The sequence below is a fragment of the Xanthomonas sp. Leaf148 genome (assembly GCF_001423585.1).
Lineage (GTDB): Bacteria > Pseudomonadota > Gammaproteobacteria > Xanthomonadales > Xanthomonadaceae > Xanthomonas.
Window position 1 is genome coordinate 282,340 of record NZ_LMOP01000011.1, and the last position, 21,843, is coordinate 304,182.

20 protein-coding genes are annotated in these 21,843 nt (G+C 63.4%); 8 read left to right on the forward strand and 12 right to left on the reverse strand.

All coding sequences use genetic code 11. The annotated features are described in order from the left end of the window. Positions 1–132 precede the first annotated feature (132 nt). The 7 genes from ASF90_RS16890 to ASF90_RS16920 all read right to left on the reverse strand — a co-directional run bounded on the left by ASF90_RS16890 (position 133) and on the right by ASF90_RS16920 (position 7,316). On the reverse strand, positions 133–600 hold the full coding sequence (locus ASF90_RS16890) for a hypothetical protein (protein WP_055852984.1): 468 nt from the start codon (positions 598–600) through the stop codon (positions 133–135). Between the two features lie 242 nt (positions 601–842). Further along, a complete protein-coding gene (locus ASF90_RS16895) occupies positions 843–1,196 on the reverse strand; it encodes a hypothetical protein (RefSeq protein WP_055852856.1) in 354 nt (117 codons plus the stop codon). A gap of 98 nt (positions 1,197–1,294) precedes the next feature. Continuing rightward, positions 1,295–2,923, reverse strand: coding sequence for a TldD/PmbA family protein (locus ASF90_RS16900; protein WP_055852859.1), 1,629 nt, complete (start codon positions 2,921–2,923; stop codon positions 1,295–1,297). A gap of 179 nt (positions 2,924–3,102) precedes the next feature. After that, on the reverse strand, positions 3,103–3,492 hold the full coding sequence (locus tag ASF90_RS16905) for a hypothetical protein (RefSeq protein WP_055852861.1): 390 nt from the start codon (positions 3,490–3,492) through the stop codon (positions 3,103–3,105). A 257-nt stretch (positions 3,493–3,749) separates the two neighbouring features. Beyond that, positions 3,750–4,181 (reverse strand): hypothetical protein, encoded by a 432-nt coding sequence (locus ASF90_RS16910; protein ID WP_055852863.1) that lies wholly within the window; start codon positions 4,179–4,181, stop codon positions 3,750–3,752. Positions 4,182–4,623: 442 nt separating this feature from the next. Next, entirely contained in the window at positions 4,624–5,634 is a 1,011-nt protein-coding gene (locus ASF90_RS16915) for a class 1 fructose-bisphosphatase (protein ID WP_055852866.1), read from the reverse strand. Positions 5,635–6,113: 479 nt separating this feature from the next. After that, complete coding sequence (locus ASF90_RS16920; RefSeq protein WP_055852989.1) at positions 6,114–7,316, reverse strand: amino acid aminotransferase; 1,203 nt, start codon at positions 7,314–7,316, stop codon at positions 6,114–6,116. Between the two features lie 156 nt (positions 7,317–7,472). Here ASF90_RS16920 and ASF90_RS16925 point away from each other — a divergent pair, with 156 nt between their 5' ends. The 3 genes from ASF90_RS16925 (at position 7,473) to ASF90_RS16935 (ending at position 10,605) form a co-directional block, all read left to right on the forward strand. Continuing rightward, positions 7,473–9,593 (forward strand): TonB-dependent receptor, encoded by a 2,121-nt coding sequence (locus tag ASF90_RS16925; RefSeq protein ID WP_055852868.1) that lies wholly within the window; start codon positions 7,473–7,475, stop codon positions 9,591–9,593. A gap of 147 nt (positions 9,594–9,740) precedes the next feature. Then, positions 9,741–10,037, forward strand: a complete 297-nt coding sequence (locus tag ASF90_RS16930; RefSeq protein WP_055852871.1) for a hypothetical protein — start codon at positions 9,741–9,743, stop codon at positions 10,035–10,037. Then, on the forward strand, positions 9,973–10,605 hold the full coding sequence (locus ASF90_RS16935; RefSeq protein ID WP_168371666.1) for a hypothetical protein: 633 nt from the start codon (positions 9,973–9,975) through the stop codon (positions 10,603–10,605). The genes ASF90_RS16930 and ASF90_RS16935 overlap by 65 nt, the downstream gene beginning before the upstream one ends. A gap of 153 nt (positions 10,606–10,758) precedes the next feature. On the opposite strand, the gene ASF90_RS22735 is transcribed toward ASF90_RS16935, so the two are convergent. Together ASF90_RS22735 and ASF90_RS16940 are read right to left on the reverse strand one after the other, a co-directional pair. Then, entirely contained in the window at positions 10,759–12,084 is a 1,326-nt protein-coding gene (locus ASF90_RS22735) for a hypothetical protein (RefSeq protein ID WP_082473590.1), read from the reverse strand. Between the two features lie 230 nt (positions 12,085–12,314). Then, positions 12,315–12,938: a polymorphic toxin-type HINT domain-containing protein gene (locus tag ASF90_RS16940; protein ID WP_161556460.1), complete on the reverse strand. Its 624-nt coding sequence runs from the start codon at positions 12,936–12,938 to the stop codon at positions 12,315–12,317. A 432-nt stretch (positions 12,939–13,370) separates the two neighbouring features. On the opposite strand from ASF90_RS16940, the gene adh reads away from it, so the two are divergent. After that, positions 13,371–14,900: an aldehyde dehydrogenase gene (adh, locus tag ASF90_RS16945; protein WP_055852878.1), complete on the forward strand. Its 1,530-nt coding sequence runs from the start codon at positions 13,371–13,373 to the stop codon at positions 14,898–14,900. A 267-nt stretch (positions 14,901–15,167) separates the two neighbouring features. Here adh and ASF90_RS22740 read toward each other — a convergent pair whose 3' ends face one another. Further along, positions 15,168–16,496: a peptidoglycan-binding domain-containing protein gene (locus tag ASF90_RS22740; protein WP_082473591.1), complete on the reverse strand. Its 1,329-nt coding sequence runs from the start codon at positions 16,494–16,496 to the stop codon at positions 15,168–15,170. A 71-nt stretch (positions 16,497–16,567) separates the two neighbouring features. Beyond that, positions 16,568–17,128, reverse strand: a complete 561-nt coding sequence (locus ASF90_RS16955; protein WP_055852881.1) for a hypothetical protein — start codon at positions 17,126–17,128, stop codon at positions 16,568–16,570. 453 nt (positions 17,129–17,581) lie between these two features. On the opposite strand from ASF90_RS16955, the gene ASF90_RS16960 reads away from it, so the two are divergent. Further along, entirely contained in the window at positions 17,582–17,977 is a 396-nt protein-coding gene (locus ASF90_RS16960; RefSeq protein ID WP_055852993.1) for a DUF779 domain-containing protein, read from the forward strand. Positions 17,978–18,010: 33 nt separating this feature from the next. Here the strand turns inward: ASF90_RS16960 and ASF90_RS23935 are convergent, their stop codons facing one another. After that, on the reverse strand, positions 18,011–18,184 hold the full coding sequence (locus ASF90_RS23935) for a hypothetical protein (protein WP_162847477.1): 174 nt from the start codon (positions 18,182–18,184) through the stop codon (positions 18,011–18,013). A gap of 152 nt (positions 18,185–18,336) precedes the next feature. Here ASF90_RS23935 and ASF90_RS16965 point away from each other — a divergent pair, with 152 nt between their 5' ends. From ASF90_RS16965 to ligD, 3 genes are read left to right on the forward strand one after another with little or no spacing between them, the layout of a single operon-like run. Continuing rightward, positions 18,337–18,735, forward strand: a complete 399-nt coding sequence (locus ASF90_RS16965) for a hypothetical protein (RefSeq protein ID WP_055852997.1) — start codon at positions 18,337–18,339, stop codon at positions 18,733–18,735. Next, positions 18,735–19,691 carry a Ku protein gene (locus ASF90_RS16970; RefSeq protein WP_055852883.1) on the forward strand — a complete coding sequence of 319 codons (957 nt, stop codon included), beginning with the start codon at positions 18,735–18,737 and terminating at the stop codon, positions 19,689–19,691. The genes ASF90_RS16965 and ASF90_RS16970 overlap by 1 nt, the downstream gene beginning before the upstream one ends. Positions 19,692–19,694: 3 nt before the next feature. Further along, a complete protein-coding gene (ligD, locus tag ASF90_RS16975; RefSeq protein ID WP_082473592.1) occupies positions 19,695–21,818 on the forward strand; it encodes a DNA ligase D in 2,124 nt (707 codons plus the stop codon). The last annotated feature ends 25 nt before the right edge of the window (positions 21,819–21,843 follow it).

A 21,843-nucleotide genomic window follows, 5' to 3' on the forward strand; every position in this document is an offset into this window, starting at 1 on the left:
TGTTCAGAGCTTCGCTGAACCTTACTCAGGGTGTCGAGCCGACGACGCGGCCTGTGTAAGGCCAACCGCCGAGCTGCGACGTCTCCCCCCGGAATCGAGCCGCGCCACGGTGCGGCGCCGGCTCGACAGTGCTCACTTGGTCTGACTTGCCGCGCGTTTGAAATACGCCGTGCGCATCATCGGGTTGCCGTCCTTGAAGTACGCTTCAATCTCGGTCATCACCTTGCCATCGGCGCTGACCGTATAGGTGCGGGTAGATGCCGGCACGCCTTGGTACATCAACTGCATCACCAGCACGCCGGGCTCGGGCATTTTGACTGCGGCACGATCGACCAGGTAAGTGCCGGATGCCTTACCCGGCGTGCCGTCCAGCAACAGCGTGGATTGCGCCTGCAGCGTCTTGTTGTCTTGGTCGACGATCTCGGCACTGGTGAACCATTTGTTGCCTGGAACTTGTTTGAAATCCAGGACAACGCGTTTGGGTCGTGCAGCAGCCGGCATCGGCAGGCTGCCGATATCCAGCAGCCAGGTTCCAACCAGTGGCGATGGCGCGGTTGGTGCGGAGACGGCGGGTGTGGCTTGCAACACGACGGCAGCCACCAGTGCAATACATGCGGTCTTCATGAGAACTCCCTTATCGATATGTGATCCCTGCGGGCAGTCAGGCGACTGCTTGCAAGGCATTGCGCGTAGAGATCGACTTCTCGTAGACCGTCCCACTCCGGCCCGAGGGCGATACTCACCGCTGCCCGGTGGTGAGTCAACTCACGGCACATGGAGTCGGCAGGCCTTGCTTGCCTCGCGCATCGTTGGCGATGCAATCATGACCGCTTACCCAGGACTCAATCGAAATGGATAACCCGTAATGCGCGCAATGACGGCGCTGCTTGCGCAGGCGGCAATGCCAGTGCTTGGCGATACAGTTGAGCCGACACCTTGCATCGCTGCGGGTCCGACCATGCAGCCCAATCGATCGGGTGCTGCGCCGAATCGATTGCCTCCCAAAACGGTTTGTTGCGGCGCAAGCGTGCTGCGCGATCTTCTGCGTCGGACACCGCGTGTTGCGGTGCCTGTGTTGCAGTGCTGGCGATCAGGTAGGCAAGCAGGCCAGGTACGCCTGCACGCGTTTCCTTGTTCTGTAGGCGTTCGCCGTTGTCCAGCAACGTGTTGCGGTTTGGATATACCAGCGAAGCCATCCAGCAAAGAGGGCACTGAGTGTCACGTTAGCGCTGCGGGTACCTCGCCCTACACCTGCGAACAAACCATCCCGTTAGCCGCTTTCAGCTAAAAGACTTCAGCCCAACGAACGCGCGGTATTAATCACGTTGATGCCATCGAAACGTGCGGTGGCCGAGCCATGCGACACCGCCGACACTTGGCTCGGTTGCCCCTTGCCATCGAAGAACGAGCCGCCCAACCGGAAGTCGCGCGCATCGCAGACCGCGCTGCAGGCGTTCCAGAATTCCGGCGTGCGGATCTGGTAAGCGCCGTCTTCCACCAGCCGCGTGACCTGGCCGTTTTCGATCTCGTAGAACAGCTGTCCACCGAACTGCGCGTTGTAGCGCTGCTGATCGATCGAGTACGAACCGCGTCCATGGATGTACAGCCCGCGCTCGACGTTCTTGATCATGTCCGCCACCGCCAGCGGCGTCTTGCCCGCTGCCAGCGACACGTTGGGCATGCGCTGGAACTGCACGTTGGACCACGAATCGGCGTAGCTGCAGCCGTCGGATGCTGTTTTTCCGAGTAGATGCGCCTGATCTCGCGTGCATTGGTAATCGACCAGAATGCCGTCCTTCACCAAGTCCCACTGCTTGGTCTTGACGCCCTCATCGTCGTAGCCCACCGCACCCAGGCTGCCTGGCTGCGTCTTGTCGGCGACAAAGGTCACCGCGTCGCTACCCCAGCGGAACTTCGCATCGCGCTTGTCCAGCGTGGCGAAACTGGTGCCGGCGTAATTGGCCTCATAGCCCAGCACACGATCGAGCTCGAGCGGGTGGCCCACTGATTCGTGGATGGTGAGAAACAGATTGCTCGGGTCGATCACCAGGTCGTACTTGCCGGCCTTCACCGAAGGCGCAGTGAGCTTGGCGCGCGCCTGCTTTGCAGCGGCAATGGCGTCTTCGCGCGCATCGTAGCTGCTTCCATAACCGACCAGCCCGCCAGGCAGTGCATGCTTCTCGCGCGCATCGCCATCCAGATACTCATACCCCATGCCCATCGGCGAGGACAGCCCATCGCGGGTGCGGAATTTCCCACTGGCCTTGTCCACCGCGGTCACGGTGAAGGGCAGCCACAGCCGGTGCACATCCTGGTCGATATAGGAGCCATCGCTGCTAGCGAAATACTTCTGCTCGTTGATCGCAAACATGCGCGAGGCCACGAAGGTAGCGCCGGCGTTGAGCGCGGCCGCGTTGACGTCCATCAGCAGCGCGACTTTGTCTTGCAGCGGCACTTCCATCGCGTTTTTCTTGATCGGTGTCTTCCAACTGACCTGCCCGGCCGGCGTCACCGGCGCCAGCTGCACCGGCGTGCCGCCCAGCCGCGCATTGGCCTTGGCAATCGCCACCGCCTGCCGCGTGGCGGTAGCCACGCTATCGCTGGTCAGCGTATTGGTTGCCGCAAAGCCCCACGCACCCTCGGCCAGCACGCGCACGCCAACGCCACTGGATTCGGCATTGACCACGTTCTCCACCTGCGCCTCGCGAGTGATCACGAACTGGCGCAGATACCGGCCCACGCGCACATCGCAATAGCTGGCACCGGCCGCCTTGGCCGTGGTCAGCGCGGTATCGGACAGGCGCCGGTTGCGTGCCGCATCTACAGGTGCAAGCAATTGCTCTGCAGCGATCAGACGCGTATGCGGCAATAACAGGCCGGCTGCGCCGACGCCGGACAAGGTGAGGAAGGTACGACGGTCCACAGCGGTTCTCCGTTGAAGGCGAGCGGTACGACTCCCCGCCGCGCCAGCCCCCGAGACTGGCTGGTGCGGGCGATGGCGGTCAAGGGGGCAATGGCCACGCGGCATCTGGCAGCTCCATCTGCAGCGCCGTCATGCCCATCGCGTAAACCCTGGGTTCCAGGCAATGCGCCATGGCGGGCTTAGCGTGCAGGTAGAGCCCGCAATCGCCGGTCCAACAGATAGCCCAGCAGGCCGCCGATGGCGATGGGCAGCAGCGCATAGATCGGGATGAAGATCAGCGCCAGCGCCGACTGCGCGTCGGCACGCAGATCCAGCGTGGCGTGCGCCCAGGCCAACGTACCGAAGCCAAGCAGGCACGGCATGAGCAGCGCGACCGCCCGCCGGTACGCAAAACTGATCGCCAGCAGCGCCCCCCAGGCGATTGCGTTGAATCCGCCCAACAACAGCCATCCGCCCCAGCCGGTGTCGGTGTATTGCCGCAACCAGTCCATGCCATACGGCAGTCGCACCGCGTACGGAAGTACCAAACCAACAACAACCAGCAGGCAACGGGCAGTGCGCATACGCATCGGTACAGCTCGGTTGGCGCGGCGGGAGTGCGAGCGCGCCAATACTTGTGGATGGATGCGCGTGCGTCAACGTCCCCTGGCATGCAACATGTGGCCATCCGTTCGCGCCATAGATCGACATCTGGCTGGTAAAACGCGTGCCATGCTGATGAGCATGTAGGCACCGTGCGCCGCGCGAACATCCTGCAGTCCAGCATGTCTTGCGTTTGGTGGTGCGTAGCAAGGAACACCACGGCCATACGCTGCAGCTACGCGTTTTACGTTGATTTCCTGGTGTACTGATACAGCAAGCCGGCGAATGCGGCCCAGATGATGGTGGATCCAAAAAATATCGTCGCAGCCCGCAGGGAATCGGTTAGCTCCGGGGCATGGCCAAACAAGTACAGCCAACAGTCGACGATCGCTGCACTGATTGCCCCGGCCAGGGCCGCGTAGCGAGGACGCGCGTGCTTCAGCCTGGGAATCAAGTGCAATACGGGCACGCCCAGAACCAGAAATGCAGGCAAACCCATGACGAATGAAATAACAAAAAAACCAGAAAGAAGGCTGCCTGCACTATCAGCATCGCCGAAAAACACTGCCACGGTGAAAAGGATGAATCTGCTGAAAATTGAAGCGGTAAGGCTGGCGTATATCGAGACGGCAAGAATCTTCAAGCCCGCTTTCGCCACCTGTGCCATGGCTAGCATTAGCGCCTTGCGCTAAAGCGGCCCACGTCATGTCGGCTGAGTCGCAGCGAAGGTCGCATTCAAGATCAACACGCCAGTTCTCCAATGCGGATGCGGTCGCCGTCATCAAGCCTGCAATGCACATCCTGCCTGGGTCAGAGCAGATCACCTGCACGCGCGCTGTGGATGTCCACAAGTGCAGATCCACCTTGTGCGTACGTGTACACAACGTACTTTGGTTACTGGCCTGTCTCAAATAGCAGGCTCTGCCAGGAACCGGCATAGGGCTCGAGGCGAGCGACACATGCGCTCGTGTAGGTCGCCAGGCTTCTGCGGTCGTTGGCACAGTTGCGATCTATCACCAACGAATAAGCCACTCCTGGCGACAATCCTCAAGACACCCGCACCAGGCGGGTGTCTTGAGTAAATCAGGCCTTGTCCGTGGCCAAGCCGAAACTCGGCGTTACGCCTTATCCGCATCCAGGTGATACCGCGTGGCCTGCGCCACTTCATTCTTCGAGCCCAGAAACACCGGCACGCGCTGGTGCAGTTGTGTGGGCTGGATGTCCAGGATGCGTTCGCGCCCGGTGGTGGCCGCGCCGCCGGCTTGTTCCACCAGCATGCTCATCGGGTTGGCTTCGTACATCAGGCGCAGCTTGCCGGGCTTGGCCGCGTCCTTCTTGTCCCAGGGGTAGATGAAGATGCCGCCGCGGGTAAGGATGCGGTGCACGTCGGCGACCATGCTGGCGATCCAGCGCATGTTGAAGTCCTTGCCGCGGGTGCCGTCCTTGCCGGCCAGCAAGTCGCCTACATAGGCCTGCATGGCCGGTTCCCAGTGGCGCTGGTTGGACATGTTGATGGCGTATTCGGCGGTGTCTTCGGGCACGCGCATGTTGGCCTGGGTCAGCAGGAAGCTGCCTTCTTCGCGCTCCAGGGTGAAGGCGTGGGTGCCGTGGCCGAGCGTGAGTACCAGCATGGTGCTGGGGCCGTAGATGCAGTAGCCGGCGGCAACCTGCTGCGTGCCCGGCTGCAGGAAGTGTTCGTCGCCGGGCTTTTCGGTGCCCTTGGGCGCGCGCAGTACCGAGAAGATGGTGCCGACCGAGACGTTGACGTCGATGTTGGAGCTGCCATCGAGCGGGTCGAACAGCAGCAGGAAATCGCCGCTGGGATATTGGTCGGGCACCGGCTGGCTGTGGTCCATTTCTTCGGAGGCGCACGCGGCCAGGTGGCCGCCCCAGGCATTGGCTTCGAGCAGGATGTCGTTGCTCAGCACGTCGAGCTTCTTCTGCGCCTCGCCCTGCACGTTGCCGGTGCCGGCATCGCCAAGCACGCCGCCCAGCGCGCCCTTGCTCACTGCGATGGAAATGCGCTTGCAGGCGCGCGAAACGATGGTGATCAGCTGGCGCAATTCCGCATCGATACGGCCGGCGTGTTGTTCTTCGATCAGGAAGCGGGTCAGCGAGGGACGCGACATGGGGGCGGGCAGCCTGTGTAGGAAGTGGGCCGCCATTGTCGCCATTGCGCCGTTAGATTTCGATCACTTGCTGCGCGTTTTGCAGCGGTGTTGATCGACCATGCGCGCATTGAGGGAAGGTGTGGGTCGGCGTGCTTGCCCCCATCCGCCCTTCGGGCACCTTCCCCCGCGGGCGGGGGAAGGGAGCAGGCAGTGCGCGTCGCCGGCCGATAGCGTGGCTGCTCCCGCGCATGCGGCACTGGCAGGCGAAGCGTTTGTCGTCGCTCGCGGCTTGTGCCTCTGGCAAGCGACGGCGTCGGGCCTGGAACGCGTCGCTGCCTGTCACGTGCATTGTCCGCGGTGGGCTGTGGAGCGCGTCGTGTGGCCGCAGGCCTGTCAAAGGCTCTGCTGCGCGGGCATAAAAAAACCGGGAGGCTTACGCGCTCCCGGTACTTGCGTTGCGTAGATCGACCGATGCGGTCAACCGCATCGGTGGCTGCTTACATCCGGCTGACGGTCGCCACGGCCTGGGCCACGTAGTCCAGATTGCGCTGGCTCAGTGCGGCCACGCAGATGCGGCCGGTGCCCACGGCGTAGATGGCGAACTCATCGCGCAGGCGGTCCACTTGCGACCTGGTCAGTCCCGAGTACGAGAACATGCCGGCCTGGCGCTGGATGAACTCAAATTCCGGCGAGCCCAGCGTGGCCAGCCGCTCGACCAGGCCAGCGCGCAGGGCGTGGATGCGCTCGCGCATTTCGGTCAATTCCTGTTCCCACACATCGCGCAGTTCCGGGCTGGTCAGCACGCCGGCCACCAGTGCGGCGCCATGCGTGGACGGGCTGGAGTAGATGGTGCGGATGATGCGCTTGACCTGTGACTGCACGGCCTTGGCTTCGGCCGCGGTGGCCGAGACCACCGACAGCGCGCCCACGCGCTCGCCATACAGCGAGAACGACTTGGAATACGAGCTGGCCACCACGTAGCTGTCGATGCCTTCGGCAGCGAGCAGGCGCACCGCGTAGGCATCGGCCTCGATGCCCTTGTCGAAGCCCTGGTAGGCGATGTCCACGAACGGGAACAGGTTGCGTTCCTTCAACAGGCCGGCGACCTGCTTCCACTGGTCCTTGGTCAGGTCCGCGCCAGTGGGGTTGTGGCAGCAGGCGTGCAGCAGCACCACCGTGCCCGGTTCGAGTTTTGCCAGATCGGCGAGCATGCCGTCGAAATTCAGGCCGTGGGTCGCTGCGTCGAAGTAGGTGTAATCCACGACCTCGAAGCCGGCCGCGCCGAACACCGCGCGGTGGTTTTCCCAGCTCGGGTTGCTGATGGCGATGGTGGAGGTGGGCAGCAACTTCTTGAGCAGGTCTGCGCCCACGCGCAGCGCACCGCTGCCGCCGACGGTCTGCGAGGTCGCCACACGCCCGGAGGCCACCAGTGCCGATTCGGCACCGAACAGCAGCTCCTGGGTGGCCTTGTCGTAGGCAGCCAGGCCGTCGATGGGCAGATAGCCGCGCGGTTTGGCTTCTTGCGCGAGCTGCTGCTCGATCTTGTGCACGGCGCGCAGCAGCGGGATGCGGCCGTTTTCGTCGTAATAGATACCCACGCCCAGATTGACCTTGTTGGGGCGGCTATCGGCGTTGTAGGCCTCGGTCAGGCCCAGGATGGGGTCGCCTGGAACCTGTTCTACGTTTGCAAAGAAGGACACGGCATGACTCACTGAAGGACGAAAGAGTGGGGTACTTCCGGATCGTTGGCCGCTGCTGGGCCAAACCACTTCATCGTAGCAGGGCGTGGCGGGCGTAGCATGCTTCGTTCCGTACGCAACAATGCGGCCACAGGACGGATGAGGGACACTACGCGCATGCCCAGACTCACCTTGTTGGCCGCCGCGTGCGGCGTGTTCGTTGCGAGCGCCGTTGCGCCCGCCCTGGCCGCCGAGCCCACACCCCAGCTGCTGCCAGCCGTGCAGGTGGATGCCGCGCGCGTGCACGGGGTGGACGACTTCGACCTGCCGGCCTCGTTCACCGTGGTGTCGGCCGACGACGACAACCGCCGCGGCGCGCAGGTGTCCGAGCTGCTGGACGGTATCCCCGGGCTGGTGGCGCGCGACCGCCAGAACTACGCGCAGGACACCCAGCTGTCGATCCGCGGTTTCGGCGCGCGTTCCACCTTTGGCGTACGCGGCGTGCGCCTGCTGGTAGACGGCATCCCGGCGAGCATGCCCGATGGCCAAGGCCAGTTGTCGCACTTCAACGTGCTGGGCGCCGAGCGGGTGGAAGTGCTGCGAGGGCCGTTTTCGGCGCTGTACGGCAACTCTTCCGGCGGCGTGCTGCAGCTGTGGAGCGCCGATGGCAAGCCGGATGATCCATGGCGGCTGCGTGCCACCTACGGCAGCAATGCCACCGTCAATGTGGGCGCGCAGTTGCTCGGGCAGCAGGGCGCGGTGCATTACAACCTGGCCGCCAATCACTTCGAAACCGATGGCTTCCGCGACCATAGCCGCGCCAAGCGCGACTCGGTCAACGCCAAGCTCGGTTTTGATCTGGCGCCCGGCAGCCGGCTGGATCTGGTGCTCAATTATCTCGACGCGCCCGATGCACAGGACCCGCTGGGTCTGACCCGCGCGCAATTCAACGCCGACCCGCGCCAGGCCACATCGGTGGCCACGCAGTTCAATACCCGCAAATCGGTGCGCCAATCGCAGGCCGGGGCGATCTTCACCCAGCAATTCGACAGCCAGACGCTGCGGCTGATGGCCTATGGCGGCCAGCGCAGCGTGGAGCAGTTCCTGGCGGTGCCGGTGGCGGTGCAGCGCAACCCGCTGCACGCCGGTGGCGTGATCGATCTGGACAGCAATTACGAAGGCGCCGACGCGCGCTGGGCGTGGCAGGGGCAGGCGCTGGGCCGGCCCCTGCAGCTCACCGTCGGCGCCAATGTCGATCGCCAACGGCAGCACCGCACCGGCTACGAAAACTTCGTCGGCGCCACGTTGGGCGTGCAGGGCGCGCTGCGCCGCAATCAACGCGATCAGGTCGAAAACGTGGACCAGTTCGCGCAAGCCTGGTGGCAGTGGAGCGACCGCTGGTCGGCACTGCTGGGCGTGCGGCATAGCCAGGTGCGTTTCAAGTCGGACGACCACTACATCGTGGGCCGTAATCCCGACGACAGCGGGCGGCGCGATTATTCGGCCACCACGCCGGTGGGCGGCATCGTGTTCCGCGCCACCGACGATCTGCGTTTTTACGCCTCCGCCGGACGCGGCTTCGAAACACCCACCTTCAACGAGCTGGGCTATCGCAACGATGGCGCTGCCGGTCTGGCGCTGGATCTGGGCTCGGCCACGAGCCGCAACTACGAAGTCGGCAGCAAGTGGCGCGCGCAGAGCGGCGCGGCGCTGCAGGTGGCGCTGTTTCGCGCCGACACCGACGACGAACTGGCGGTGGCCAGCAACACCAACGGCCGCAGCACCTTCCGCAACATCGGCGCCACCCGCCGCCAGGGCGCCGAGCTCAGTTGGCAGCAACCGCTGGGCGCCACCCAGCAAGTGCAGCTGGCTTACACGTTTGTCGACGCCACCGTGCGCGATGGCTATCTCACCTGCGCCAGCAGCGGTTGCGCCACGCCCACCGCACCGGTGGCCAGCGGCTCGCGACTGCCCGGCGTGCCGCGCCAGCAATTGTTCGCGCGTTGGCAGTGGCAGCCGGCGCAGTGGCAGTTTGCCGCCGAAACGGTGGCCTCCGACGCCACCGTGGCCAACGACCTGGCCACCGAACGCGCGCCCGGCTATGCGTTGGTCAATCTGGAAGCCTCGCGCCGCTGGACCACTACGCAGGGTGCGGTGCGTACGTTTGCACGCATCGACAACGCGCTGGACCGGCAGTACGTGGGCTCGGTGATCGTCAACGACGGCAACGGGCGCTATTACGAGCCGGGCCCGGATCGCACGTATACGGTGGGGCTGCAGTGGGATTTTGGTGGCTGAGCAGGCCGTAGCGGTGCGCGTCCAACAACGCGCCCGCTGCCCCGTAGGAGCGCACCCGGGCGCGACGAAGCCGTCCCGATAGCACGCCTCGCTATGCGGCCGCCACAGCAGCGCAGAGGCATCTTCAGTAAAACGCCAGGCCACACCATGCGCGTCATCGATCACGCCCCCGCAGACTGGTTTCTCCTGCGCCAGGACAACCGCTACTGGCTGGACATCAACTGCACGATGTCGGCCACCGGCTTCTCGATCCTGCTGTCGTTGAACGCAACAGAGCTCGCCGATGTGTTGGTAGACGCGCACGCCGCCTGCGCGCAACTGGCGGCGCAGGTACAAGCCAGACCACACGCCTATGCCGTGCGCGATAGCAGCGCCCTGCATGGCAACCGCGTGCTTGCGGCAGTGCAGGCATGGCGCGTCGCAGGAGGTACGACGGCGGCTTGAAGCAGCGTCGCGCTATGCGAAGAAGGCTGTCGTCACTCAACACGTGCGTGATAGTTTGGGCCACTCATTCACTGCAAGGAGCGCAACGATGACAGCCTGGAAGCAAGCGTTGGTTTTTTCGGCGACGGTGGCGTGTCTGCTGGCCTGCAATGTGGCCAGGGCAGACCATATGGACATGCGCATCGTGCACGACTACCCCGCCGGTGCCCCGGCCATCGCACAGATCCATGCCTGGTTGCTGCAGCAACCCAGGCCGAGCGGTCAAACCAGGCAGATGCCGCCGCCAGCCGCTGCCGATTTGGGCACTGTTCGCGTCAGCACCGTCCTTTTCGACAGGCCCGTGGGCACACGCATCGATGCAGCCACCGCGGCACTGCCCCTGCCGTCGCAAGGCCGCCCGCGCGATGAAGTCACCATCGATGCGTGCAACGCCGGTCAGCGTTATCGCTGGGTCTATGTATGGCAGCAGACGCCGGCCGCTGCATGGCAGCTGCGCACCTATCAGATGAAAACCGTTGCCGACTGTGCTGCACCGCCGGATGAGGCGATGCCTGCTTCAGGTAGTTGATTCGGTAGACCCTGAACACCGTTAGAGGCGACACCGCAATCGGGTGGTGCCGCGTTGCAAACGGTGGGGATGCATAACGAGTCGGTTGCTCCATGCAGATGGATTCACCCCGATGGGGGCGGATGCAGGGAATGCTGGAATCTGGCGAAAGCGTTATGGGACGCGTCCCCAGATCCACACATGCCCATCGCGATCCACGGCGGCGCTGCGATCGCGGCCTGCAGCGATCGCGATGGCGGGGGGAAGTCCTGGAACCTTGAGAGGAATGGCGGAATAAGGTTCTGTACCCGCAGAATCCCTGCTTGATGCGCAATTTGAGATGGCGCCAGTCAGCGGCGGTAATGAGCCGAGCTGGTGAGCTTCGTCGTTTCCTGTTGCCCACACGCCACCGTCTGCGTCAAGGAATAAGGCATGACGCACGCCGGCACTGATGGCGACAATGCGTGGGAGACCTTCGATGCGATGCGGTTTGGCCTGGAAGGGGCTGACTCCCCCCGGAGGTGGCTCGACCCCGGTCACGCCGCATTCGTTGTTACCCCAGGCCCAAACATGTCCCTTGCGGGAAAGCGCGAGTGCAAACCCGTTCAACATGCTGATGGATTTGATGGCTGGCAGTCCGGGAATTTTCTCCGGAGTCGGGTGTGGCGCCTCATCGACGTCGAGCGCCCCTTTCCCGTTAGGTCGACACAGGGGCGCTTTCGATCCAGGGTGATAAATGCCTCCAGCCAAGGTGTTCGTGTTTGACAGGCTTCCCCAACCCCAGACCGTGCCGGCCTTATCCAGCGCCAAGCTGTAACGCATGCCGGTAGCCACTGCCTTGATGTTTGCCAGATCCGGAACACGACCATACGGAGAATCCGACCTGCCATCCCACAGGCCGGGCCGGCCCAGTTGACCACAATCGTCCCAGCCCTCGCTCCAGACATCGCCCTGACGATCAACGGCAAGCAAATGTTCCCTGCTCTTGGACGCGTCGACAATATTTGAACGGACATTCGAGGCATCTCGGGTGTGAATATCCGGCCGGCCGCTCAGCTGACTTGCAGCACTCACAGAAGAGACGCTCCAATCGACCAGGCGGCCGTCATCGGTGAGGCCGATGCCCCCGATCAGTGACGATGTGATGTGCCCCATTCGGGTCGCGGCAGGGTCTTCGTCACCGGCGCTTCGCCCTGGATAACTGCGTTCGGGCGCGCCAATACAGTCGGCTGTGGGAAAGGCGTAGTACGACCATAGTCGGCCCTCTGAATCAATAGAAGTCAGCCTGTCCCGTTGGTAAGCAATCGAGACGACGCGCTCAAGCCCAGGGATCTGCCAGGCTTCCGGTCGTGTACTTGGACACTCCAAAATGCTCCGCATCGCGGTGCGAGCATCTTCGGCCTTGCGTGCGCGCTGCTTGTCGACGATGACGCCGAGCACGATGGGAGTCGCGGCGACCAATGCGATGATGATCCAATAAGGTTTGGTGTTCTGCGACAAGAAGGATTGCCCCTTTTCAATGGCATGACCAATAAAGGCATGCCTCCATCTTCAGACCAATATACTTATGTTGCTTCAGGACTGTCGTTCCCAGGAACGGCAACTGCAACTCCATCCATGCTCCTGATAATAACTGTCTGTCTATACGCGCAATAGATGCGAGTCGGACAGTATGGTGTGAGGTAAGCGCCACGATTGCTCCGGGACGAACTACCGTTGTTCTTGACTCTTTAGACGGAGGTGCAGTTGGCGTCGTGTACCCAGGTGCCGGCCTTGTCGACGTAGTAAGTGTGGAACCCTTCAACCTCAATACTGTAGACATCCACACCCAGCAACTTCCCCTCAACGGATTCATCGGTAGGTCGATAAGTCCTTGACTTGACCAAGCCCAACTTGGAACCGTTGAAGTCGAAGTCACTACCTAAGTCTGAGGGCTCGTATAAGTCCGAACTAGGGAGAAGTGGGCGCCAGCCCACACCTGGAGTCTCGGTTTGATAAACAGGCGAGGCGCTGTCTACGCGAAGCTTGCGCCCATCGGTACCTTGTAATTTGTAACCGCGTCGTAGTGCGCCAGCGGCGACCCATCCACGGCCTTTCATCCAGAAAGGGTGATCTTCGGTCACGAAGGTGGGGATCGTGGCCTCCGGCCTATTGGGGTCTACATAAAAGACCCTAACGATCGCTTTGTTCGTATGCTTGATCGTCCTGACCACGGAACGATAAGCCAATTCGCCGCCTTCCTCCGGTTGCGATAGCACCTTGTCGCCGGGCTTGATCGCCTCGATCGCGACCTGGCCCGTTTCCGTCCACACTAACGTGCCGGCGATGAAACCGTTGGACATCGGAATACTCATGTTGTCGCTCTCGATGATGAAGTGGCCTGACATCAAGCGATGGAAGGCACCTAAGGCTTGATCTTCGCAGTTTGCGCGAATGGCGCCCTGCTAAACAGGCGAACATTACGCGAAAAGCACGCTAGCGAGTCAGTCGCTGAGTAGGATGCTTGTGGCGGTATAAGCGATGCTGTCCGGTGACGTCGTATCGAAAGTGTCAGCCGAATCCGGGACGGCCGTTCCCAACATCTCGATGGAAACTTGGTCAGGTGCCGCGGTGTAGACCGTTGCGTCCTATTCCCGCAATGACGCGGTGCAGCGCTCTTCCAAGCAACCAGCCCTGCAGAATCGCAATTTGATGATGACGCAGCGCAACAGCGCTTGACATGACATTGCGCTAGCACTTGCAGGGGTATACACGTTCGCATCGGACCACGCTGCCAGGAGACCATGATGAACGCGCTTGCCTCAACCAAACCGCTCAATACCGACCCGCAGTCCATCTTCAAATCGCGCTACGACAACTTCATCGGCGGTGCGTGGGTTGCGCCGCATGGTGGCCAGTATTTCGACAACACCACGCCGATCAGCGGCAAGGTGTTTACCTCGATTGCGCGCTCCACCGCACCGGATATCGAAGCGGCGCTGGATGCTGCGCACGCGGCAAAAGAGGCCTGGGGCAAGACTTCCACCACCGATCGCTCCAATGTGCTGCTCAAGATCGCCGACCGCATCGAGCAGAATCTGGAATTGCTGGCCTATGCCGAAACCTGGGACAACGGCAAACCGGTGCGCGAAACGCTCAATGCCGATGTACCGCTGTGCGTGGATCACTTCCGTTACTTTGCCGGCGCGATTCGTGCACAGGAAGGCGGCATTTCCGAGATCGACAGCGACACCATCGCCTACCATTTCCACGAGCCGCTCGGCGTGGTGGGGCAGATCATTCCGTGGAATTTCCCGTTGCTGATGGCGTGCTGGAAACTGGCGCCCGCCCTGGCCGCCGGTAACTGCGTTGTGATGAAGCCGGCCGAACAGACGCCGGCGTCGATCCTGGTGTTGATGGAGGTCATTGGCGATCTGCTGCCGCCCGGCGTGCTAAACGTGGTCAACGGGTTTGGGTTGGAGGCCGGCAAGCCGCTGGCCAGCAACCCGCGCATCGCCAAGATCGCCTTCACCGGCGAAACCACCACCGGCCGGCTGATCATGCAATACGCCAGCCAGAACCTGATTCCGGTGACGCTGGAGCTGGGCGGTAAATCGCCCAACATCTTCTTTGCCGATGTGATGGCCGAAGACGATGATTTTCTCGACAAGGCGGTGGAAGGTTTTGTGCTGTTTGCCTTCAATCAGGGCGAGGTGTGCACTTGCCCGTCGCGCGCGCTGATCCAGGAATCGATCTACGACAAGTTCATGGAAAAAGCGCTCAAGCGCGTGGCCGCAATCAAGCAGGGCAATCCGCTCGATCCCAACACCATGGTTGGCGCGCAGGCATCGAGCGAGCAGCTGGAAAAGATTCTGTCGTACATCGACATCGGCAGGCAGGAAGGCGCCGAAGTGTTGATCGGTGGCGAGCGCAACACGCTCGATGGCGAGCTGGCCGAGGGCTTCTACGTCAAGCCCACGGTGTTCAAGGGCCACAACAAGATGCGTGTGTTCCAGGAAGAAATCTTCGGGCCGGTGGTGTCGGTCACCACCTTCAAGGACGAAGCCGAGGCGCTGGCGATTGCCAACGACACGCTTTACGGCCTGGGCGCTGGCGTGTGGAGTCGCGATGCGTCGCGGTTGTACCGCATGGGGCGCGCGATCCAGGCCGGGCGCGTCTGGACCAACTGCTATCACGCCTATCCCGCGCATGCCGCGTTCGGTGGCTACAAGCAGTCGGGTATCGGCCGCGAAAACCACAAGATGATGCTCGACCACTACCAGCAAACCAAGAACCTGCTGGTGAGCTATTCGCCGAAGGCGCTGGGGTTCTTCTGAGGCAATGGCGTGCCGCCTGTTCGGGCGGCACGCTATCAACAGCGCAGGCACGGCGCGCCCGTGTCGAAGGTGTCAGCGTGCCCCGTAGACGACGGCGTGGCCGTTGCGCGCTGCGGCTCGTATCACCCCAACGCAGCTCCTGCACGCAGTCCGTTGTCACGTTGCAACTGCTCGTCGCGTGTCCCGATCGATCAATCGCGCATGCAGCAACGCCTTGCAGGCAGCAGACCCTGCCGCCTGCAGGACGTTGCGATAACCGATGACCGGCTACATCGCCATCGCGCGGTTGGTTTCGCGCGCCGGCTCTTGTTCGATGCCGGTCGGCAGATCCTGCCGCAGTTTCTGCGTGGATTGCTCCAGCGTCTGTTGCACCGCCTGATCGCGATCGATGTAGGCGCGGCGGTGTGCCGGGTCGTCCAGCCTGCCTTCCACCGCAAACAGACCGTTGCCCGCCTTGTTGGGCGTGACGTGGTCGATGCGGGTCAGCCCGCTGATGCTGGCGTCGTGGGTGAGAGTGCCGGCGGCCTGCTCCAGCTCCTTGCGGTCCTTGAACCCGCCCGCAGGACCGAGCTTTTCCAGCGCGCCCACTGCCTGTTGGTACATCGCATGCTGCGGATGCGCCTGATCGGACAACAGCGGTTGGCGCGATGATGCGTCACGTTGCTCGGGAGCGGCGGCATGCTCGGGCTGGCGCGGCTGGGCGCCGGCCAGCGCCTTGAAGGTGTCCCGGCCGGCGATGCCGTCATCGCTCAGTTGGTGATCGCGCTGGAATGCCTGCACAGCCTGCAGGGTGCGATCGCCAAACTTGCCGTCGGTGCCCAATGGCTGGCCCTGGGCATCGGTGTATCCCAGCGCGTTGAGGCGTTGCTGCAGCGCTGTGACGTCCGGTCCGTGTTCGTTCTTGCGCAGCACGCCATCGGCCATTGGAGCGGCGCTCACCGCCGCGGCCCCGCCCGGCGCAGCGACTGTGCGGCCATTGCCTGAAATGTCCGTCACCTGGGCCGTACCGGTGAGGTTGGGCTGGGCGTGTTGCGGGCGCTGATCGGTGGTGATCGCGCCGCTGCTGATGTCGCGCACATAGCGCTCGGCCTGTGGAAGGTAGCTGGTGTTGATGTCCACATGCACGTGCTTGCCGAACGCACTGGGATTGCCGTTGTTGAAGCCGCCCTGGATGCCCACCGATTGCCCGTATTCGATGCGCGCACCGGTTTCCAGTTGGGTATTGCGCAGGTCCAGATGCCGGTACTGCGCGATCATTTCGCGGCTCGGGTCGGAGGCCGGCTTGTCGTAGATCTGCACGATCCCGTCGCTGGCATCCACGCGGCCGATATAGCCGCTGGCAATGGCCGGCACCGGCACCGCACTGGCCCCACCGGCCTGCAGCACGAAATCCTTCGACACGTAATGATCGCCATCGCGCGAGACGGTTGCCGCGCCGTTGTAGTTGCCGAGCAGTTCTTCGCGTTCGCCGTTGACGGTGCCGTACACGCGCCCACGCTCGTTACCGCGCGTGGGGTGATGGCGCTCGATGTCTTCGTAGTCGTGGATGTGCTGGACGCCGCGTCCGACCGATTCGACGATGGTGTACCTGGGCATGTGCAATTTCCCTATTGATAGCGAGACAACCAAGAGTGACGGAGTCTGCCCGCAGGCGGGCTAGCCGCCGATCAGCGCAGATGCTGGGTCAACTGCCAGCATTGCTGCGTGTAGTCGAACACATAGGCCTCCGGTGTCCCGACGGTCTTGATGACTTCTTCGTCGGGGGAGAACTCGGCCCTGATGAACTCTGCGCGCATGCGCTCGCCGTCGGGCTTGAGCTCCAGCTTCACCCGCGCCAGTTGCTCGGGCTGCTTGTCGGGCTCGTCGTAGGACCAGCGCGAATCGATCAGGACCAGCCGGAACGGCTCGCCGGGGCGGTCCACAGGCTTGGACGGGTCGCGCAGGTCGCTTTCTTCGACGTGTGGGGCACTGTAGGCCGCGCGTACCGCCGGATCGGCGACGATCGCTTCCAGAAACGCAGAGAAGCCGTCTTCGGTTTTCTCGCAGGCTCCCTGGGGCAGCGCGGGGCGCTGTGCTGCCGGGGTGGCCGGAGGTGCCGGTTCCGGGGCGGCGGTTGTCGTGGCCGTGGAGGTCGGCGCAGCGGGATCGGCGGCGGCAGTGGACTCGGGCGCCTGACAGCCTTGCAGTAGCAGGGCAAGCAGGGCGGCGGTGAGCAGGCGTTGCTTCATGGTGTGGTTCCTTCCGTATGAGCGTTAAAGCGCACAGTGACCAGCACCACGTGACGCGCAGGCGTCGGGCGGATGCGGATGGCGCACAAAGGCGGAGTGTACGAGTGGCATGTGAGGGCGGCGACTATCGGCTGCGTCCGCGCGGCCGGCGCCTCTTGCGAGTGCCGCCATGTCTGCGCTCCATGCGGCTGTGGGGAGCGGGCTCACGCGCAGGCTGCGTGGTTGTCCGGTGCTCGGATGATGGTTGATCGCGGATACGGCCGAATCTGACTTGCCTCCTGCCGCTTGACCTCAAGCGGTACAGGCCCCCTGCAGAACACCTGGGTGGCTACGACCGTTCCGACCGACACACGCGACAGCCACATCCACTGTCGTATGCATGCGCGCCAGCATGACTGCGAGGGGCGTATCGTGCGCGATATGGCAGCCTGACGCGGCCATTGGAGGCGGATGATGCACGGCACGATCACCCAGACGGACCTGCCATTGCAGGTCATGGCCACGCTGCCAGCATTACAGCTGATCGACACGCTGCGTGCGCGGCACGGCGATCTGCTGTTCCATCAATCCGGTGGGTGTTGCGATGGCTCGTCGCCGATGTGCTTTGCGGTCGGCGACTTCATCGTTGGTGATCACGACGTGCTGCTGGGTGAGATCGGCGGCGCATCGTTCTACATCAGCGCGCCGCAATTCGAGTACTGGAAGCACACCCAGCTGATCATCGATGTGGTGCCAGGCCGTGGTGGCATGTTCTCGCTGGAAAATGGCGAAGGCGTGCGATTTCTGGTGCGCTCGCGGCTCTTCAGCGATGACGAATTCCGCCGTCTGCAAGCGGCGGGGCGGGCCTAGCGTCGCCAGGCATGCCCCGCGACCGCGCCGGTGTCAGTGCTCGGCTGCCGGTGTGCTGCCCGGGGTCTTGGCAGGGGTGTCGTCATCGGCCGGGATCAAGCGGCCTGGTGCATCGCCTGCACCGCGATCCTCATACTGCTCGGCATCGCGCTTGCCGTGCTGTTCGCCCGGTTGGGTGGGTTGGTCGCGTAAGGGGTCGCGGGACATGGCGCCGCTCCTGGTGTCTGGATGGGCTGCCAGTTCAGCGCGTGCGCGGTGAAGGGCACGCAAATCGCACGATATAAGCGGATTTCTCACGTCTGGATCACGGCAGCGGCGCTACTGATGTGGGCCCTCAACGCTGCACCGTGGAGCAGACCATGCGCCCCCAGGACCGCCGTCCCGACCGTCGCCTGTTCAGTGCGCAGGTGGAGCCTGCAGCGGCCAAGCGGACCCATCGCAAGCGACCGCCAGTCGATGCAGTCGGTGTGGCGCAGGACTTCCAGTGCTACAGCCTGGTCGATTACCAGCGCCGCCGCCGCCGCGGCGGGCCCACCTGGCGCGATCTGTCGCCGGCCTATGCGTTCGCCCGTCTGACCCACGCTGCAGACTGGCCGCGCGGCAATGATGCGCACTGCGAGCAGGCGCTGGCGGCGCAGTGGGACAGCATGCGCGGCAATTCGCGCCTGGACTGGCCGCATGCGCGCACCATCGTCGAGGACGCGTGGCTGGCGCTGGATCATATTCCCGACGCAGCCATCCACGGAGCGGCGCACTGATGGCACGACCGATCTGGACCGGAACCCTCTCGTTCGGCTTGCTCAATGTGCCGGTAGCGTTGATGTCCGGCGAGCGCAAGGTGGACCTGCACTTCCGCATGCTCGACTCACGCGACAAGAAGCCGATCCGCTTCGAGCGCGTCAACGCCGATACCGGCGATGAAGTGCCGTGGAAGGAGATCGTCAAGGCATTCGAGTACGACAAGGGCAGCTACGTCATCGTCGAAGAGCAGGACATCCGCTCGGCGTCGCCGGAAAGCCACGAGACGGTGGAGGTGGAAACCTTTGTCGATGCGGCGGACATCGACCCGCGCTATTTCGAAAAGCCTTACATCCTGGTGCCAGGCAAGAAGGCCGAAAAAGGCTATGTGCTGCTGCGCGAAACGCTGCGCGACACCGGCAAGGTGGGTATTGCCAAGGTGGTGATCCGCACCCGCGAATACCTGGCCGCGGTGATGCCGCAGGGTGATGCGTTGATCCTGTTGCTGCTGCGCTATCAACAGGAAGTGGTGGACCCGCAGGACTTCAAATTACCGGCCGGTGCGGTGGGCGAGTACCGCATCACGCCCAAGGAACAGGAGATGGCCAGGCAGTTGATCGAGTCGATGTCCGGCAGCTGGCAGCCGGAGGACTATCACGACGAATTCCGCGGCAAGCTCGAGAAGATCCTGCGCAAGCGCATCCAGGAAAAGGGTGGCACCACGCAGGTGGAGGTGGAGCCCACCAAGCATGAAGACGCCACCACCAACGTGGTGGATTTCATGTCCTTGCTGCAGAAAAGCCTGCAGGCCAATACGCGCACACCGGCGAAGAAGACCGGCACAGTTGGCTCGAACGCAGCGTCGGCCAAGAAGGCCACAACCAAGAAGGTCGCCAAAAAAGCCACCAAGAAGACGGCGAGCAAGGCGATCAAGAAAACCGCGGTAAAAGCCGCACCGCGCCGCAAGGCCGGCTAGCCGATGGGCCGGCACGACCACGCCACCAAGCGCAGCCCAACGCAGGCTACCTGGCGCACGCGGGCACTGGAGTTGGACGGCGCACGCGATGCGCCGTGTCCGACCGAATTGCGCGCGCAGCTCACGCTGTTGCGCGAGCAGGCCCCAGACGGCGATGGATGGCTGCATGAAATCAAATGGGATGGATATCGCCTGCTGGCCGACCTGGTCGATGGCCGTGTGCAACTGCGCTCGCGTAACGATCAGGCATGGACCGACCGCTTCCCAGAGGTAGTGAGCGCGCTGCAGGCGTTGCCGGTGCGCGACGCACGCCTGGATGGCGAGCTGGTGGTGCTGGATGCGCAGGGACGTAGTGATTTCTCCGCATTGCAACGGGCGCTGGATGGCAGCGCGCAGCAGCCGCTGCGCTATCTCGTGTTCGATCTGCTCGGTGTGGCCGGCGTCGATCTGCGCGACACGCCGCTGCTGCAGCGCAAACAGCTGCTGCGTGCATTGCTGGGCGACACCCCGGGCACGTTGGCTTACAGCGACCATGTGATCGGACGCGGGCCGGAGGTATTTGCGGCCAGTGCCGACAAGGGCTGGGAAGGCATTGTCAGCAAGCGCGCAGATGCGGCGTATCACGGCGGCCGCGGTGCGGATTGGGTCAAGACCAAGCACGAAGACAGCGACGAGTTTGTGGTGGTGGGATACACAGATCCCAAGGGCACGCGCAGCGGCTTCGGTGCGTTGCTGCTTGCACAACTGGACGGCAAGGCGCTGCGTTACGTTGGCCGCGTGGGCACCGGTTTCGATGACGCATTGCTGGGCAAGATCACCACGCAACTGCGTGCGCTGCACAGCGACACCGCCACGTTGGAACTGCCATCGCATCTGCCGGGCCGTCCGCGCGATGTGCACTGGGTGCGGCCTGCGCTGATCGCCGAAGTGGCATTCCGTGGCTGGGCCAAGCAAGGGCTGTTGCGGCAGGCCGCGTTCAAGCGGTTACGGCACGACAAACCCATGACCGATCTAGGTGGCGACCGCGCTGCACCCGCCAAGCGCGCGACCAAGACACGCACTGCGGTAGCGAAATCGAGCGTGGCGACACGGGATACTGCGACCAAAAAAGTCTCCAGGACCACCAGCAGCGTTGCGAGCACGGCCACACCCAAACGCGCTGCCAAGGCAGCGTCCAAGAGCAGGACATTCATAGCATCGAGCGTCACCAGCACTGCATCGGCCACGTCGAAGAAGACAGCGGCGGCGCTGCCTACCGACGGCGTCACCATCACCCATCCCGAGCGTGTGGTGTTTCCTGCGCTGGGCATCAGCAAGGGCGAGGTGGCGGCCTACTACCGCGCCGTCGCACCGCTGGTGTTGCTGGAAGTTGCGCGCCGGCCGCTGTCGTTGCTGCGCTGCCCCGATGGCGTGGGAGGCGACTGTTTCTTCCAGAAGCACCAGGGTCGGCAACTGGGCGCGCATATCGAGGCGATTGCGCTCAAGCAGAAAAGCGGCACTGAGGAGTATTTGTATATCGAGGATGCAGCCGGCTTGCTCGAGCTGGTGCAGATGAACACGCTGGAGCTGCATCCGTGGGGGGCGTGCATCGACGACCCGGAGCATCCGGACCGCCTGGTATTCGACCTGGATCCGGGCGAACAGGTCGCCTGGTCCGCCGTGGTGGCTGCCGCGCGCGACATCCGCAACAAGCTGCGCGCGGCGGGACTGGAAAGCGCAGTGCGCTTATCCGGCGGCAAGGGGCTGCATGTCGTCGTGCCGATCGTGCCCGATGCCAGCTGGGAGCAAGCGCGCGATTTCTGTGAGGCATTCGCGCAGGCGCTGGCCACACAGGCGCCGGAGCGTTACGTGGCCACCATGAGCAAGGCCAAGCGGCATGGGGTGATCTTTGTCGACTGGCTGCGCAACGGCCGCGGCAACACCAGCGTGTGTTCGTGGTCGCTGCGCGCGCGCGAAAAGGCCACCGTCGCCGTACCGCTGCACTGGGAAGAGCTCGGCAAGATCAGCGGGCCGGATGTGTTTCCGATCGACAAGGCCGTGCAACGTGCCAAGCGACAGCGTAGTGACCCGTGGGCGGAGGTGCGGGCAGTGAAGCAGCGGTTGCCGACAAGCGAGGGCAAGCGCTAACGATTGATACGACGATTGTGCAGTC